This is a genomic window from Streptomyces sp. Xyl84, from assembly GCF_059731885.1.
Genome location: NZ_AP029182.1, coordinates 2963398 through 2979264, shown reverse-complemented (window position 1 = coordinate 2979264; position 15867 = coordinate 2963398). Strand labels below are relative to the sequence as shown.

General features: G+C 74.5%; 15 protein-coding genes. 10 read left to right on the top strand and 5 right to left on the bottom strand.

Features of this window, described 5'->3' with window-relative positions:
• The first annotated feature begins 88 nt into the window (after positions 1-88).
• The 5 genes from AC6I72_RS12710 to AC6I72_RS12690 all read left to right on the top strand — a co-directional run bounded on the left by AC6I72_RS12710 (position 89) and on the right by AC6I72_RS12690 (position 5321).
• A complete protein-coding gene (locus AC6I72_RS12710; protein WP_498000888.1) occupies positions 89-1549 on the top strand; it encodes an NAD(P)H-hydrate dehydratase in 1461 nt (486 codons plus the stop codon).
• A gap of 44 nt (positions 1550-1593) precedes the next feature.
• Positions 1594-2796 (top strand): alanine racemase, encoded by a 1203-nt coding sequence (gene alr / locus AC6I72_RS12705; RefSeq protein WP_498000887.1) that lies wholly within the window; start codon positions 1594-1596, stop codon positions 2794-2796.
• A 133-nt stretch (positions 2797-2929) separates the two neighbouring features.
• Positions 2930-4156, top strand: a complete 1227-nt coding sequence (locus tag AC6I72_RS12700; protein WP_498000886.1) for an alpha/beta fold hydrolase — start codon at positions 2930-2932, stop codon at positions 4154-4156.
• Positions 4122-4712: a tRNA (adenosine(37)-N6)-threonylcarbamoyltransferase complex ATPase subunit type 1 TsaE gene (tsaE, locus tag AC6I72_RS12695; RefSeq protein WP_498000885.1), complete on the top strand. Its 591-nt coding sequence runs from the start codon at positions 4122-4124 to the stop codon at positions 4710-4712. The genes AC6I72_RS12700 and tsaE overlap by 35 nt, the downstream gene beginning before the upstream one ends.
• A gap of 435 nt (positions 4713-5147) precedes the next feature.
• Positions 5148-5321, top strand: a complete 174-nt coding sequence (locus tag AC6I72_RS12690; protein WP_498000884.1) for a hypothetical protein — start codon at positions 5148-5150, stop codon at positions 5319-5321.
• Between the two features lie 183 nt (positions 5322-5504).
• Here the strand turns inward: AC6I72_RS12690 and AC6I72_RS12685 are convergent, their stop codons facing one another.
• A complete protein-coding gene (locus tag AC6I72_RS12685) occupies positions 5505-6065 on the bottom strand; it encodes a hypothetical protein (protein WP_498000883.1) in 561 nt (186 codons plus the stop codon).
• 183 nt (positions 6066-6248) lie between these two features.
• On the opposite strand from AC6I72_RS12685, the gene tsaB reads away from it, so the two are divergent.
• From tsaB to AC6I72_RS12665, 4 genes are read left to right on the top strand one after another with little or no spacing between them, the layout of a single operon-like run.
• Positions 6249-6902, top strand: a complete 654-nt coding sequence (tsaB, locus tag AC6I72_RS12680; protein ID WP_498000882.1) for a tRNA (adenosine(37)-N6)-threonylcarbamoyltransferase complex dimerization subunit type 1 TsaB — start codon at positions 6249-6251, stop codon at positions 6900-6902.
• Between the two features lie 44 nt (positions 6903-6946).
• On the top strand, positions 6947-7408 hold the full coding sequence (rimI, locus tag AC6I72_RS12675; protein WP_498004671.1) for a ribosomal protein S18-alanine N-acetyltransferase: 462 nt from the start codon (positions 6947-6949) through the stop codon (positions 7406-7408).
• Positions 7409-7414: 6 nt separating this feature from the next.
• Positions 7415-8539, top strand: a complete 1125-nt coding sequence (gene tsaD / locus AC6I72_RS12670; RefSeq protein WP_498000881.1) for a tRNA (adenosine(37)-N6)-threonylcarbamoyltransferase complex transferase subunit TsaD — start codon at positions 7415-7417, stop codon at positions 8537-8539.
• Entirely contained in the window at positions 8536-8805 is a 270-nt protein-coding gene (locus AC6I72_RS12665) for a hypothetical protein (protein WP_366723689.1), read from the top strand. The genes tsaD and AC6I72_RS12665 overlap by 4 nt, the downstream gene beginning before the upstream one ends.
• A gap of 290 nt (positions 8806-9095) precedes the next feature.
• Here the strand turns inward: AC6I72_RS12665 and AC6I72_RS12660 are convergent, their stop codons facing one another.
• Genes AC6I72_RS12660 through AC6I72_RS12645 form a run of 4 tightly spaced genes read right to left on the bottom strand, consistent with a single transcriptional unit; the run spans position 9096 to position 14560 of the window.
• Complete coding sequence (locus AC6I72_RS12660) at positions 9096-11408, bottom strand: beta-xylosidase/alpha-l-arabinosidase (RefSeq protein ID WP_498000880.1); 2313 nt, start codon at positions 11406-11408, stop codon at positions 9096-9098.
• Between the two features lie 35 nt (positions 11409-11443).
• Positions 11444-12349 (bottom strand): carbohydrate ABC transporter permease, encoded by a 906-nt coding sequence (locus AC6I72_RS12655; RefSeq protein WP_498000879.1) that lies wholly within the window; start codon positions 12347-12349, stop codon positions 11444-11446.
• Positions 12350-12353: 4 nt separating this feature from the next.
• The gene (locus AC6I72_RS12650) at positions 12354-13250 is read right to left on the bottom strand and encodes a carbohydrate ABC transporter permease (RefSeq protein WP_498000878.1); all 897 of its coding nucleotides are present in this window, start codon (positions 13248-13250) and stop codon (positions 12354-12356) included.
• Positions 13247-14560, bottom strand: coding sequence for an ABC transporter substrate-binding protein (locus tag AC6I72_RS12645; protein WP_498000877.1), 1314 nt, complete (start codon positions 14558-14560; stop codon positions 13247-13249). The genes AC6I72_RS12650 and AC6I72_RS12645 overlap by 4 nt, the downstream gene beginning before the upstream one ends.
• A 164-nt stretch (positions 14561-14724) precedes the next feature.
• Between AC6I72_RS12645 and AC6I72_RS12640 the strand changes: the two genes are divergently transcribed.
• Complete coding sequence (locus AC6I72_RS12640; protein WP_498000876.1) at positions 14725-15753, top strand: LacI family DNA-binding transcriptional regulator; 1029 nt, start codon at positions 14725-14727, stop codon at positions 15751-15753.
• Positions 15754-15867: the final 114 nt, after the last annotated feature.

Below are 15867 nucleotides of genomic sequence, written 5' to 3'. Positions count from 1 at the left end.
TCCCGGGTCCGCCGGCGTTTCCCAGTGGTTCGCCGGGACCACCGGGTTCCCGTGCGGCACCCGACGTATGCAGGGCAGACTCGACGGCATGCGTAACGCCTACAGCGTCGATACGGTCAGGACAGCCGAGCGCGCCCTCATGGCGCAGCTCCCCGACGGCGCCCTCATGCAGCGCGCGGCCGCCGGGCTCGCCGCCGCCTGCGCGGACCTGCTCGGGCGGGTCTACGGCCGCCGGGTGGTGCTCCTGGTGGGCAGCGGTGACAACGGGGGTGACGCGTTGTACGCGGGGGCCCGGCTGGCCCGCCGCGGCGCCGGGGTCACCGCGGTGCTGCTCGCCCCCGGCCGCACGCACCCGGACGGTCTTGCGGCCCTGCGCCGCGCGGGCGGCACGGTCACCGACGCGGAGGCCGCCGGTGCGCCCCTCGACCGGGCCGACCTGGTCGTCGACGGCATCGTCGGCATCGGCGGCAAGGGCGGTCTGCGCCCCGACGCCGTGCCCCTGGCCGAGCGCGTGGCCCGCTCCGGGGCCCCGGTCGTCGCCGTCGACCTGCCCAGCGGCGTCGAGGCGGACACCGGCGAGGTGCGCGGCGCCGCGGTCCGCGCCGACGTGACCGTCACCTTCGGCACGCACAAGCCGGGGCTGCTCGTCGACCCGGCCCGCGAGTACGCCGGTACGGTCCGTCTCGTCGACATCGGTCTGGGCGCCCGCCTGCCCGCCGAGCCGGAGCTCCAGGCGCTGCAGCACGCCGACGTGGCCGCGCTGCTGCCGCGGCCCGCCGCCGAGAGCGACAAGTACCGCCGGGGCGTCGTCGGCATCGCGGCCGGCTCGGCCCGCTACCCCGGGGCGGCCGTGCTCGCCGTGTCCGGCGCGCTGCGCGGCGGGGCGGGCGCCGTACGGTACGTCGGCCCCGCCGGGCAGGCCGTCATCGCCCGCTTCCCCGAGACCCTCGTCTCCGACCGGGGGCCGCGCGAGGCGGGCCGGGTGCAGGCCTGGGTGGTGGGTCCGGGCGCCGGTGACGACGCGGCCGCGGTGGCCGAGGTGCTGGCGGCCGACGTGCCCGTGCTGGTCGACGCCGACGGACTGCGCCTGGCCGACCGCGCCGCCGTACGGGCCCGTACCGCGCCCACTCTGATGACCCCGCACGCGGGCGAGGCCGCCGCCCTGCTCGGGGTGGCGCGCGAGGAGGTGGAGGCGGCCCGGCTGTCCGCCGTACGGGAACTCGCCGCCGCCTACCGGGCGACCGTCCTGCTGAAGGGCTCGACCACGCTCGTCGCCGGCCCGGACGGCGGTCCCGTCCGCGTCAATCCCACCGGCACCCCGTACCTCGCCACGGCCGGCAGCGGCGACGTGCTGTCCGGGCTGGCGGGTTCGCTGCTGGCGGCCGGGCTGTCCGCAGCGGACGCGGGCAGCGCCGGCGCCTACCTGCACGGCCTGGCCGGCCGCTTCGCCGCGGCCGGCGCCCCGGCCGGCGCGCACGACGTGGCCGAGGCTCTCCCGCGGGCCTGGCGGGACGTACGGGACGCGGCGGTCCCGGGGCGGCTGTGGTAGGACTCCCCGCCGCCTCCACCGCCCTCTGAGACACTGGGGGCGCGATGAACGAGACAGCACACCTGCGGACGGCCCCGCTGCGCGCCCGCGCCGAGATCGATCTGGCCGCTCTGCGGGCCAACGTGCGGGCCCTGCGCGAGCGGGCGCCCGGCGCCGCGCTCATGGCCGTGGTCAAGTCCGACGCGTACGGCCACGGCGCCGTGCCGTGCGCCCGCGCGGCCGTCGCCGCCGGGGCGACCTGGCTCGGCACGGCCACGCCCGAGGAGGCGCTGGCGCTGCGCGCGGCCGGGCTGTCGCCGCGGCAGGTCCGGGTGATGTGCTGGCTGTGGACGCCGGGAGGCCCCTGGCGCGAGGCCGTCGAGGCCGACGTGGACGTGTCCGTGAGCGGGCTGTGGGCCATGGCGGAGGTGCGGGAGGCCGCGCGCGCCGCCGGGCGGCCCGCGCGGGTGCAGCTCAAGGCCGACACCGGGCTCGGGCGCAACGGCTGCCAGCCCGAGGACTGGCCCGCCCTGGTCGCCGAGGCGCTGGGCGCCGAGGCCGAGGGGCTGGTCCGCGTCACCGGGCTGTGGTCCCACTTCGCCTGCGCCGACGAGCCGGGGCACCCCTCGATCGCCGCGCAGCTCGCCCGGTTCCGCGAGATGACCGCGTACGCCGAGGCGCAGGGGGTGCGGCCCGAGGTACGGCACATCGCCAACTCGCCTGCCACGCTCACCCTGCCCGAGGCCCACTTCGACCTGGTCCGCACGGGCATCGCCGTCTACGGCATCTCGCCCAGCCCCGAACTGGGCACCCCGGCCGACTTCGGGCTGCGCCCGGTGATGACCCTGTCCGCCTCGCTGGCCCTGGTCAAGCGCGTCCCGGCCGGGCACGGCATCAGCTACGGGCACCACTACGTCACCCCCGGCGAGACCACCCTCGGCCTCGTGCCCGTCGGGTACGCCGACGGCATCCCGCGCCACGCCTCCGGCACGGGCCCGGTGCTGGTCGGCGGCAAGTGGCGCACGGTCGCGGGCCGGATCGCCATGGACCAGTTCGTCGTCGACCTCGGTGGCGACGAGCCGGCGACCGGGTCCGAGGCCGTGCTGTTCGGACCGGGCGACCGCGGCGAGCCGACCGCCGAGGACTGGGCGCAGGCCGCGGGCACCATCGCGTACGAGATCGTCACCCGCATCGGGACACGCGTCCCGCGCGTCCATGCGAACGCGACGGACGAGAGCGGCGGGGCGGAGGGCCCGGCGGACGTCTGAACCTGTCCGGTCGACGAAGAGCGGCCCCGCCGCGCCCCCAGGAGGCGGCCCAGGGCCCCGCGCTGTCCACCCGGACAGCCGCCGGACCAGTCACACAGTCACACGGTCATACAGTCACACGGAGGAGCGGTAGGTGAGCGAGAGCAGTGCGGCGGCCGGCGCCTCGGGGGCGTTCGGCGGCTGGCGCAGGGCGACCGGCATCGCGGGCGCCGCGATAGGCGTCGTGGCGGCGGGCGCCGCCGCCACCGTCGCCGTCGAGCGGATGACCGTGGGCCGGGGCATGCGCAGGAAGGCCCGGCTCGCCCTGGACTCCGCCGGCCCCTACGGAACCCTGCGCGGCACCCCGGGCCGCGCGTACGCCGACGACGGCACCGAGCTGTACTACGAGGTCGACGACGTCGACCCAGCCCCTTCCGCGGACCTCTCCCCGCGCCGCCGGCGCCTCTTCGGGCGCAAGGACCCCGCCCCCGTCACCGTCGTCTTCAGCCACGGCTACTGCCTCAGCCAGGACTCCTGGCACTTCCAGCGCGCCGCGCTGCGCGGGGTCGTGCGGACCGTGCACTGGGACCAGCGCAGCCACGGCCGCTCCGGGCGGGGCGTGGCCCAGAGCCGGGACGACGTGCCGCTGACCATCGACCAGCTGGGCCGCGACCTGAAGGCCGTGATCGACGCCGCCGCGCCCGAGGGGCCGATCGTGCTGGTCGGGCACTCCATGGGCGGCATGACCGTGATGGCCCTGGCCGCCCAGTACCCGGAGCTGATACGCGACCGGGTCGTCGCCACCGCCTTCGTCGGCACCTCCTCCGGACGGCTCGGCGAGGTCAACTTCGGGCTGCCGGTCGCCGGGGTCAACGCGGTGCGGCGGGTGCTGCCCGGCGTGCTCAAGGCGCTCGGGCAGCGCGCGGAACTGGTGGAGAAGGGGCGCCGGGCCACCGCCGACCTGTTCGCGGGGATCATCAAGCGCTACTCCTTCGCCGGGCGGGACGTCGACCCGGCCGTCGCCCGGTTCGCCGAGCGCATGATCGAGAGCACCCCCATCGACGTGGTCGCCGAGTTCTACCCGGCCTTCACCGACCACGACAAGACCGGCGCGCTGGCCCTGTTCACCCGGATGCCGGTACTCGTCCTGGCCGGGGTGCAGGACCTGGTCACGCCCAGCGAGCACAGCGAGGCCATCGCCGACCTGCTGCCCGACGCCGAGCTGGTGCTCGTGCCGGACGCGGGGCACCTGGTGATGCTGGAGCACCCGGAGGCCGTCACCGACCGCCTCGCCGACCTGCTGACCCGCGCGGGCGCGGTCCCCGCAGGCGCTACCGTGGGTGGACATGGAAGCACCAGCAGCACCGCACAGCCCGGCTGACCCCGAGTCCGTCGAGATCACCCTCACCTCCGCCGAGCAGACGCGCGAGTGGGGCCGCCGCCTCGCCGAGCTGCTGCGGGCGGGGGACCTCGTGATGCTCAGCGGGGAACTCGGGGCGGGCAAGACCACGCTGACCCGGGGACTGGGCGAGGGCCTCGGCGTGCGCGGCGCGGTCACCTCGCCGACCTTCGTGATCGCCCGCGTGCACCCGTCCCTCGGGGACGGCCCGCCGCTCGTCCACGTGGACGCGTACCGCCTGTCCGGCGGGCTGGACGAGATGGAGGACCTGGACCTCGACGTCTCGCTGCCGGACTCCGTGATCGTCGTGGAGTGGGGCGAGGGCAAGGTCGAGGAGCTGACCGACGAGCGGCTGCAGATCGTCATCCACCGGGCCGTCGGCGGCGCACCCACGGGCGAGGCGCCCGGCGCGGACACGGTGACGGGCGGGCGGACGGCACCGGAGACGGCGACCGGGACGGACGAGGTGCGGCGCCTGACGGTGACCGGGATCGGCCCGCGCTGGTCGGCCGTCGACCTCGGCGTACTGACCGCGTGACCGCGTGACCGCATGACCGCCTGACCGGCGTGCGCCCGCGCGCCCGCGCGCCCGTCCCGCATCCGCGGGCGGCCCGCGGGCGGCCCGCGGGCGTGTCCCGGTTCCGCGACCCGCCCCCGCGTCTGCCCCGGCTTCGCGGCGGCCCGCACGCACCGGTTTCGCGGGACGCCCCCGGGCCCGCCCCGCTCTCGCGACCGGCCCGCACGCACGCCCCCGGTTCCGGCAGCCGTCCGCGTGCTCCGGGCGCCGTGTTCCGGTCCGGACCGGTTCCGCCCCGGGCCCGGGGCCGGGGCCCCCGAGCCGGGACCTGGTCCCTGGGTTCCGACAGCGTGTCGGCAAGCCTTGCGTCCGGTGTGCCGGGCGTGGTCACATGGTGTCCAGTTCGCGGGTTAGGTCTACCTAACCACGCCCGCCCCCGACCCCCAGGAGGCGTCCATGTCGGCTGCCGAGAACCAGCCACGGCCGTACCCGGTCGCCGGTGTGAGCATGCGGGACCTGCTGGCCTCCTGCGCCGCGGCGGAGGCGGTCTCGCGCCCGCCGCGCGCCCCGGAGCAGGCGCCCGCGTGTCCGGTCACCCGTTCGGCGCAGGGGCACCGGCGGGCGGCTTAGAGCTGCGAACAAAAGTGGGTTCCGATCAGCGGGCGGTGTCCGGTGCGTGCGATCGCAAGGCGCCGGAAGGTCCTTGTAGCGGAGCTGTCAGGGCCTTCCGGCAACGCGGCGAGGGCGCGTGCCGGGCGCCGGCCGCCGGGGCCCGCTTTTGTTCGCAGCTCTTAGGCCGCAGGCGCCCTCGCCCTATCGGATGACGACGACCTTCTGGCCGATCGTCGCGAACATCCACATCGTGTCGCCGTCCGGCCGGGACTCGCGGATGCCGCCCGTCTGCAGGGCCGGGTCCGGGTCGGGCTGCTCCGCGCTGTCCACCGCCGCGCTGAAACCGATGACGACCCCGTTGACGCCGGCGAAACGCACCACGTGCTCGACGGGCACGCCGTCGGTCCCGGTGACCGCCTTCGACCGCGAGGTGACGGTGTAGGTGCCCGGCGCCGGGTCGACGGTGCCCGGCGTGACCTTGAAGGTGTTCTCCACCCGGCCGCCCGCGCCGACCAGCCAGACCCGGTCGTCGTCCACCGAGTACACGACCCGCTCGCCCGTCCCCGAGCCGGCGGGCAGCGCGGCCGGGTGGCGCCGGTCGCGGGGCGCCTTGCTGACGCCGGCCACGGGGCTCGCCGACGTGCCGGGCCTGCCGCCGAGACCGGGCGGTACGTCCGCCTGCGCCCGGTAGGTGAGGAAGCCGATCGTGGCGACGGCGGTCGCGGTGAGCCCGGCCACGAATCCCGAGCTGCTCCTTGCCACGGTCGCCCACCTTCGTGTCGGTTGCTCCAGCGGATGTCTGTCTTGCGACGGTAGCAGCCGGATTGTTCACCGCTGGGGCGGCCGTGCCGTCACCGGTGTCCGTGTCGGGCCGCGGGCCCCGCGCCGGGCCGCGCGGCCGCCCGCGGCGCCCGGCACGGCCCCCCGGCGCCGTAGGCTGTTCGCGTGCTCTTGCTCGCTCTGGATACCGCCACCCCCGCCGTCACCGTCGCCCTGCACGACGGCACGGCCGTCATCGCCTCCTCCAGCCAGGTCGACGCGCGCCGGCACGGAGAGCTGCTGCTGCCGGCCGTCGACCGGGTCCTCACCGAGGCCGGGCTGAAGCTGGACGCCGTCACGGGCATCGTGGCCGGCATCGGCCCCGGCCCCTACACCGGACTGCGCGTCGGCCTGATGACCGCCGACACCTTCGGGCTCGCGCTCGGCGTCCCCGTGCACGGTGTGTGCACGCTCGACGGGCTCGCCTACGCCGCCGACGTCCCCGGCCCCTTCGTGGTGGCCACCGACGCCCGCCGCAAGGAGGTCTACTGGGCGCGCTACGCCGACTCCCGCACCCGGCTGACCGACCCGGCCGTCGACCGGCCCGCCGACATCGCCGCGCAGGTGGCGGGTCTGCCCGCGGTCGGCGCGGGCGCGCTGCTCTACCCGGACACGTTCCCGCAGGTGCACGAGCCCGAGCACGTCTCGGCCGCCGCGCTCGCCTCCCTGGCGGCGGAGCGGCTGGCCGCCGGCGAGGAACTGCCCGCCCCCCGTCCGCTGTACCTGCGCCGTCCCGACGCCCAGGTGCCCAAGAACTACAAGGTGGTCACCCCCAAGTGACCGGACCGACGACGAACCAGGCGGGCGGGCCCCAGCTGCGCGAGATGCGCTGGTGGGACATCGACCCGGTGCTGGCACTGGAGAAGGACCTCTTCCCCGAGGACGCCTGGTCACGGGGGATGTTCTGGTCCGAGCTGGCCCACTCGCGCGGCCCCGAGGCGACCCGGCGGTACGTCGTGGCCGAGCAGGACGGCCGGATCGTCGGCTACGCCGGGCTGGTCGCCTCCGGTGACCAGGGCGACGTCCAGACCATCGCGGTCGCCCGGGAGCTGTGGGGCAGCGGGCTCGGTGCCCGGCTGCTGACCGAGCTGCTGCGGGCCGCGACCGCCTTCGAGTGCACCGAGGTGATGCTGGAGTGCCGTGTGGACAACCTCCGCGCGCAGAAGCTCTACGAGCGCTTCGGCTTCGCCCCCATCGGCGTCCGGCGGGGCTACTACCAGCCGGGGAACGTGGACGCCCTGGTGATGCGCCTGTCCGACCCCTCCGCCTGCGTACAAGGAACCTGAAGACCCATGGCTGACCCACGCGACGAGCCTCTCGTACTCGGTATCGAGACCTCCTGCGACGAGACCGGCGTCGGCGTCGTCCGCGGCACCACCCTGCTGGCGGACGCCGTCGCCTCCAGCGTCGACGAGCACGCCCGCTTCGGCGGTGTCGTCCCCGAGGTCGCCTCCCGGGCGCACCTGGAGGCGATGGTGCCCACCATCGACCGCGCGCTGAAGGAGGCCGGGGTGAGCGCGAAGGACCTGGACGGCATCGCGGTCACCGCCGGACCCGGCCTGGCCGGCGCCCTGCTGGTCGGCGTGTCGGCGGCGAAGGCGTACGCCTACGCGCTCGGCAAGCCCCTCTACGGCGTCAACCACCTCGCCTCGCACATCTGCGTGGACCAGCTGGAGCACGGCCCGCTGCCCGAACCGACGATGGCGCTGCTGGTCTCCGGCGGCCACTCCTCGCTGCTGCTGTCCACGGACATCACCTCGGACGTGCGTCCGCTCGGCGCGACGATCGACGACGCGGCCGGCGAGGCCTTCGACAAGGTCGCCCGGGTGCTGAACCTGGGCTTCCCCGGCGGCCCGGTCATCGACCGGTACGCGCGCGAGGGCGACCCGGCGGCGATCGCCTTCCCGCGCGGTCTGACCGGCCCGCGCGACGCCGCCTACGACTTCTCCTTCTCCGGGCTGAAGACGGCCGTGGCCCGCTGGATCGAGGCCAGGCGGGCGGCGGGGGAGGAGGTCCCGGTGCGTGACGTGGCGGCCTCCTTCCAGGAGGCGGTCGTGGACGTCCTGACCCGCAAGGCGGTACGCGCCTGCAAGGACGCGGGCGTGGAGCACCTGATGATCGGCGGCGGGGTGGCCGCCAACTCCCGGCTGCGCGCCCTCGCCCAGGAACGCTGCGAGGCCGCGGGTGTCCGGCTGCGCGTCCCGCGCCCCAAGCTGTGCACGGACAACGGCGCGATGGTGGCGGCCCTCGGCGCCGAGATGGTCGCCCGCAACCGCGCGGCCTCCGACTGGGAGCTGTCGGCGGACTCCTCCCTGCCGGTGACGGACCCGCACGTGCCGGGCGAGGCCCACCGCCACGGCCACTCGCACGGCCACGACCACGTGCACGAGGTCAGCAAGGAGAACCTGTACTCGTGACCGTCGCGCTGATGTGGGAGGCCCGCGCGGTCGCGGGCCGGGGCGGTGAACTCCTCGACTGGGCACGGCGCCAGACGCTCGCTCAGGAGCCGTTGCGCCGCGAGACGTTCCGCGCCCCGCAGGACCGGGTGCTGGTCGTCACCTGGTGGGACGCGGCCTACGACGCCGAGCTGCCCGAACTGCCCGAGCCGGACGGCTCGTTGGTGACCCGGACCGTCCACCGCTGGCGGTTCGAGCAGGTCGCGGACGCGCCGGCGCCCGGTTAGCCGGGGCCGGAGCGCGTCAGGGCGCCGAGTGGTGTGCGGCGCCCGTGGTGCGCTATGATCATCACACAGCAAGCGGCCGGAACACGGCCCGCGAGCAGTGCGTTGGTGGTCCAAGGAAAGACGTCCCGCTTCCTGCGGGGAGATGCAGGTGCAAGGCCTGCCCGGCGCTCGACCAGACCCCGTCCCGGTTCTCCGGGGCGGGGTCTTGTGCGTGTCCGGCGCGCGGCCGCCGGGCGGGCCGGGTCCCGGTCCACCCCCCCCGCGGGCGGACGCGGGCCGGGACCCGGTGCTCAGCCTTCCCGCGAGACGAGCGTGTCGCAGCGCAGCCGCCGCTCCGTCCCCACCTCCCGCACCGGGCCCGTCAGGGTCAGCCGGGCCGTGTGGCGGACGTCCGCGCTGGAGGCGGCCAGCCGCAGTTCCAGGTCGCCCGGCTCGACGATCCGGCGACCCGACCGGTCGGTGAACGCCGACAGGTCCGCGTGGAAACGGAACGTCACCCGGCTCGCCTCGCCGGGGGCCAGCTCCAGTCGCTGGTAGCCGACCAGCCGGACGTCGGGCCGGGTCACGGAGGCCACCGGGTCGTGCAGATAGAGCTGCACCACCTCGGCGCCCGCCCGCTCCCCGGTGTTCCGCACCGTCAGCGAGAGGTCGTAGGCGCCGTCCGTGCCGGTCGTGGCGCTCTCCTCGCCGGTGAAGTCCCCCCAGGCGAACGTCGTGTACGAGCGGCCGTGCCCGAACGGGTACAGCGGTGTCGGGTCCAGGCTGCTCACCTCGTCGGCCAGGCCCAGCGGCGGCTGGAGGTACGTCCAGGGCTGGCCCCCGGGACCGCGCGGCACGCTCACCGGGAGGCGGCCCGACGGGTTGACCCGGCCCGAGAGCACACCCGCCACCGCGGGGCCGCCCTCCTCGCCGGGGAAGAACGCCTGGACCACCGCGCCGAGCCGGCCCTCCCAGCGGCCCAGCGCGTAGGGCCGGCCGGTGAGCAGGACCAGGACGACGGGGACGCCGGTGGCGACCAGCGCGTCCAGCAGTTCGCCCTGCACACCGGGGAGCGCCAGGTCCGCCACGTCGCAGCCCTCGCCGGAGGTGCCGCGGCCGAACAGTCCCGAGCGGTCGCCGAGCACCGCCACGCACACGTCGGCCTCCGCCGCGCGTGCCACCGCCCGGTCGAAGCCCGAGGTGTCCGGGTCCGCCACGCCGCAGCCCTCGGTGAAGGACACCTTGGCGTCCGGGAGTTCGCCGCGCAGCGCGTCGAGGACGGTGGGGATCTCGATGCCCAGCGGCACCTCGGGGTGCTGGGTGCCCACGTGGGAGGGGAAGGAGTAGCAGCCCAGCATCGCCAGCGCGTCGGCGGCGCGGGGCCCGACGACCGCGATCCGCGTGCCGGGGGAGAGCGGCAGCACCCCGTCGGGGTTGGACAGCAGGACCACCGACTCCTCGGCCAGGCGGCGGGCCACGGCCCGGTTCCCGGCCGAGTCGAGGTCGACGGGCCCGGCGGGCGCCTCGGGGTCCCAGTCGGCGTCCAGGAGGCCCAGCTCGCACTTCTGGAGCAGGACCCGGCGGGCGGCGCGGTCCACCAGTTCCTCGGGGACGGTGCCCGCGCGGACGGCGGCGGCCAGGCCGGTGCCGTAGCACTTGACGGTGGGCAGTTCCACGTCGATGCCGGCGGCGAGCGCCAGGTGCGCGGACTCGGCGGGGCTGCCGGCCACCCGGTGCAGGGTCTGCAGGAAGTCGATGCCGAAGTAGTCGGCGACCACCGTGCCCGTGAAGCCCCACCGCTCGCGCAGCAGCCCGGTGAGCAGGGCGGGGTCGGCCGAGGCGGGCACGCCGTCGGTCTCCGTGTACGCCGCCATCACCGAGCGGGCGCCGCCCTCGCGCAGCGCCATCTCGAAGGGCACCAGCGTGACGTCGGCGAACTCGCGGGCGCCCGCGCGGACCGGGGCCAGGTTGCGGGCGCCGGAGGAGGACGCGTATCCGGCGAAGTGCTTCAGGGTGGCGACGACGCCCGCCGACTCCAGGCCGCGCACGTAGGCGGTGCCGATCGTGCCGACCAGGTAGGGGTCCTCGCCGATGGTCTCCTCGACCCGGCCCCAGCGCGGGTCGCGGACCACGTCCAGGACCGGGGCGAGCCCCTGGTGGACGCCGAGCGCCCGCATGTCACGGCCGATGCGCGCCGCCATCTCCTCCACCAGCGGCGCGTCGAAGCTCGCGCCCCAGGCCAGCGGCACCGGGTACGCCGTGGCACCCCAGGCGGTGAAGCCGGCCAGGCACTCCTCGTGGGCGACGGCGGGGATGCCGAACCGGCCGGCCCGGGCGATGCGGCGCTGGGCCCGGCTCAGTGCGCGGGCCCCGGCCGCGGGGTCCACGGGGGCGGTGCCGAAGGAGCGGGTGAGCTGGCCCAGTCCCTGGGTGATCAGCTCGTCCCAGTCGTAGTCGGTGTTCATGTGCTGCTGGAGCGGGGCGACGCCCTCGCCGTCCGTGGCGGCACCCACCCACACGCCGTACAGCTGGGCCGTCTTCTCCTCCAGGGTCATCCGGGACAGGAGGTCGTCGACGCGGTCGGCGGCGGGCAGGGCGGGGTCCTGCCAGGAACGGGTGGTCATGGAACTCCTGTCGGAGACGTCGGTGGTGGGTGAGTTCACTTGCCGCCCACCCCCATCAGGCCCCCGACGAGGGCGCGCCGCGCCACCAGGTAGACGGCGAAGACCGGGATGCCGGAGAGGACGACCGAGGCGAGCAGGGCGGGGATGTTCACGCCGAACTGGCTCACGTAGTTGAACAGGCCGAGGGTGAGCACGCGCGGGCCGTCGGACTGGGTGAAGATCAGCGGGAAGAGGAAGCCGTTCCAGGCCTGCAGCGCGGCGTAGACGACGACCGTGCTGATGCCGCCCTTGGCCATCGGGATGACCAGCTGGAACAGCATGCGGGTCGTGGAGGCGCCGTCCAGCGCCATCGCCTCGTACATCTCCTCGGAGATGTCGCGCAGGGTGCCGGTGAGGATCAGCACGGAGACCGGCATGGCGAAGGCCGCGGTCGGCAGGACGACCGCGAGCAGGCTGTCGTACAGGTTCAGCTTGGCGATCATCAGGTAGAGCGGGACGACCACCGCCTGCGCGGGGATGGCCACGCCCAGCAGGAACAGCCGGAAGGAGGCTCCCGACCAGAAGGTGCGCGAGCGCACGGCCACGTAGGACAGCGGGACGCACAGGAGGAGGACGATGGCCACGACCGCGGCCGCGACGATCACCGTGTTGAGCAGCAGGTGGCCGAAGCCGTTGTGCAGGACGGTGTTGTAGTTGGCGAGGGTGGGGTGGGCCGGGGGCTTGAGGGCGTTGCCGCCCAGCGCCTCGTCCTGGCGGGTCAGCGAGGCCGAGATCATCGCGTAGATCGGGACGATGACGACGACCAGCCACAGCACCGAGCCGAGTCCGGCGAGCGGGTTGGGGCGCCTGGTCCAGTGGCGGCGGCGGCGCGCGGGGCCGCCGTCCGGGGTGCGCGGCGCGGTCCTCACCGGACGCGGACGCCGCAGCGTGTCGTGCGACACTGCGTCACATCCCTTCCCTGGTGCTGCGCATGGCGCCGAACCCGGAGAGCCGGACCAGCACGAGCGACAGTGCGGTGGCGGCCACGACGAGGAACGACGCGATGGCGCTCGCGTAGCCGAAGTCGTAGCTCTTGAAGCCCGCCTCGTACATCAGGTAGGGCAGGATCGCGGTGTCGGTGCCCGGGCCGCCCTGGGTGAGGATCAGCACGGTCTCGAAGTACGTCAGCGAGCCGACGACCATCAGCACGCCGGAGGTGGTCGCCGTGTTGCGCAGCTGGGGCAGCGTGATCGAGAAGAACTGGCGCAGGCGGCCGGCGCCGTCCATCGCCGCCGCCTGGTAGAGGACCTCGGGGATCTGCCGGGCCCCGCCCTGGTAGATCAGGGTGTGGAACGGGATGAACTGCCAGCCGCCGACGAAGACGATCGCCAGGAAGGCGCCGGAGGTGGAGCCGAGCGTGTCGCCGTGGATGATGCCGAAGTTCGGGTCGAGCAGCGCGTAGAAGAGCAGCGAGATCGCCGTCGAGGAGAGCAGGAACGGCACGAAGAAGACCGCCGACAGGATCGCGCGGTTGCGCTGGCGGCCCGCCGCCCAGACCCCGAGCAGCAGGGAGACCACCGTCTGGAAGGCCCAGCTGACCGCGGTCAGCACGACGGTCACCGTCAGGGACTGGGTCAGGCGCGGGTCGTGGATCAGCTTCTGCCAGTTGGCGAGGCCGACGGGCTGGGGGTCGCCCAGTCCGTTCCACTTGGTGAAGGACAGGTAGAAGGCCAGCGCCATGGGGGCGACGGCGAAGACCGTGAAGAACAGGACGGCGGGCAGCGCCCAGGCGGCGTGCGGACGGCCGGCCCGCACGCCCCCGCCCGGGCCGCCCTTCGTCCGGGTGGTGACCGCAGAACTCACTTCAGCCCCTTGAGCGCCGAGACGAACTGGTCCGGCGACGACTTGCCCACGAACAGCTTGTTGATCTCGGTGAGCATCGGCGTCTGCCAGCTCGGGTCGACCGCCTGGTCCCAGCTCAGGGTGAAGGCGGGTGCCTGCTGCACCATCTGGTACTGGAACTTGGCGAAGGCGGGGTTGGGGGAGGAGTCCAGCAGGGTGGCGGCCTTGGTCGTGGTCGGTACGTCACCGTTGGCGATCAGGTCCTTGGTGTAGGCCTCGGAGGCGCAGTCGCGCAGGAAGGCGACGGCCGCGTCCTTGTCGGAGACCCGGGTGTTCACGGACCAGTAGTTGGTGGGGTTGCCGACCACGTTGCGGATGTCGCCGGCGCCGCCCTCGTACTTCGGGAAGGCGCACCAGCCGAGCTCCTTCCTGGCGAAGTCCGGGAACTTGCCGAGCTGCGTGGAGTACTCCCACGAGCCCATCAGGTGCATCGCCGCCTTGCCCTTGGCGAACACGGCGGGAGCGCCGCCGTTGTTGTACGACACCGAGCTGTAGCCCTTGCCGAAGGCGCCGTCGTCGATGAGCTGCTTGACCGTCTCGGCCGCCTTCAGCACGGCCGGGTCGCCCCAGGCCGAGGCATCGCCGTTCCTGATCTTCTCGAAGACCTGCGGGCCGCCGATGCGGTCGAGCAGGTACTCCAGCCACATCAGCTCGGGCCAGGTGTCGGCGCCGCCGAGGGCGAAGGGGGTGATGCCCGCCTTCGTCAGCTTGGCATTGTTGTCGAGCAACTGGTCCCAGGTGGTGGGCGGTTGCAGCTTGTGCTCGGCGAACAGGGACTTGTTGTAGAAGAGGATCACCGGCTGCATGCCGCGCATCGGGATCCCGTAGTTGCGGCCGCCGAGCCCGCCCGCGGCGAGCACGGAGGGCAGGAAGCCGCCCTTGAGCGTCGCGTCGGACGTGATGATGTCGGTGAGGTCGACCAGCCGGCCGGCCTCCTGGTAGGCCTTGATGGAGCCGCCGCCCCAGTTGTAGAAGACGTCCGGCGCGTTGGGCGAGCCCATGGCGGTGCGCAGCTTGGCCGGGTAGTCGGAGGCGGGGATCTTCTGCAGCTCGACCTTGGCCTTGGCCTGCTTGGCCGTGGCCGACGCGTTGAACCGGTCGACCGCCTTGACCTGGATCTTCACCGCGTCGTCGCCGTACACCATCGCCGTGATGGTGCCGCCGCCCGAACCGCCCGAACCGCTGCCGGAACCGCAGGCCGTGAGCCCCGCGGCCGAGATCAGGGTGGTGGCGCCGGCGCCGAGGAACCAGCGCCTGCTGTAGGACTCCATGTGACGGCACCTCTCACGAAGGATCGCTCGGGCCGGACGCGGTGCCGACGGCACCGGGAACACGCCGGTTGCCCGAATGTTTCGGATGTGACTTCGAATGTTCCGGGAACGTAAGGCGTGCCGGGGGGTTCGTCAAGGGGTCGCGCAGAGATACGATCCCGGCCATGAAGCCGACCAAGACCCCCGCAACCCGCACCGCCACCCTCGCCGAGATCGCCCGCGAGGCCGGGGTGTCGGCTCCGACTGTTTCGAAGGTCCTCAACGGGCGCGCCGACGTGGCCCCGGCGACCCGCAGCCGCGTCGAGGACCTGCTGCGCGCCCACGGCTACCGGCGCAGGCGCGCCGAGGCCACCCGCTCGCCGCTGATCGACGTCGTCTTCCACGAGCTGGAGAGCGCCTGGGCGATGGAGGTCATCCGGGGCGTGGAGAACGTGGCGCGGGACGCGGGCCTGAGCGTCGTGCTCTCCGAGAGCGCGGGCCGGCTCACCCCCGGCCGGACCTGGGCGGACCAGGTCGCCGCCCGCCGCCCGCACGGCGTGGTCCTCGTCCTGTCCGGCCTCGACGAGTCCCAGCGGGCGCTGCTGACCAGCCGCTCCATTCCCTTCGTGGTGATGGACCCGGCCGGCGACCCGGGCACCGACGTGCCCTCGATCGGCGCGACCAACTGGCAGGGCGGGCTCGCCGCCACCCGGCACCTGGTGGAGCTGGGCCACACCCGCATCGGGGCCATCAGCGGGCCGTCCCGGATGATGTGCAGCCGCGCCCGGGTCGACGGCTACCGGGCGGCGCTGGAGACGGCGGGGGTGCGGGTCGATCCGTCACTGATCGTCACCGGCGACTTCCACCACGAGGCCGGCTACCGCCTGGGCCTGGAGCTGCTGCGCCGCCCGGACCGCCCGAGTGCGGTCTTCGCGGGCAACGACCTCCAGGCGCTCGGCCTGTACGAGGCGGCGCGGGAGCTGGGCCTGCGCATCCCGGAGGACCTGAGCGTGGTCGGCTTCGACGACCTGCCCGTGGCGCGCTGGGTGGGGCCGCCGCTGACGACCGTACGGCAGCCGCTCACCGAGATGGCGGAGGCGGCGGCGCGGCTGGTGCTCGACCTCGGGCGGGAGGAGGAGCCGCCGGCGGCGACACGGGTGGAGCTGGCGACGAGCCTGGTGGTGCGCAGCAGCACGGCGCGGCCGGGCGAGTGACCAGCCTGACCGCCTTCGAAACTTTCGAAGGCGGCCACCGGAAGGCGTCGGCGGGCGCCGGAAAGTCCAGGAAGGTACGGGAAGGCGCCGGCGGAGCCGCGGGAGGGCGGAGCC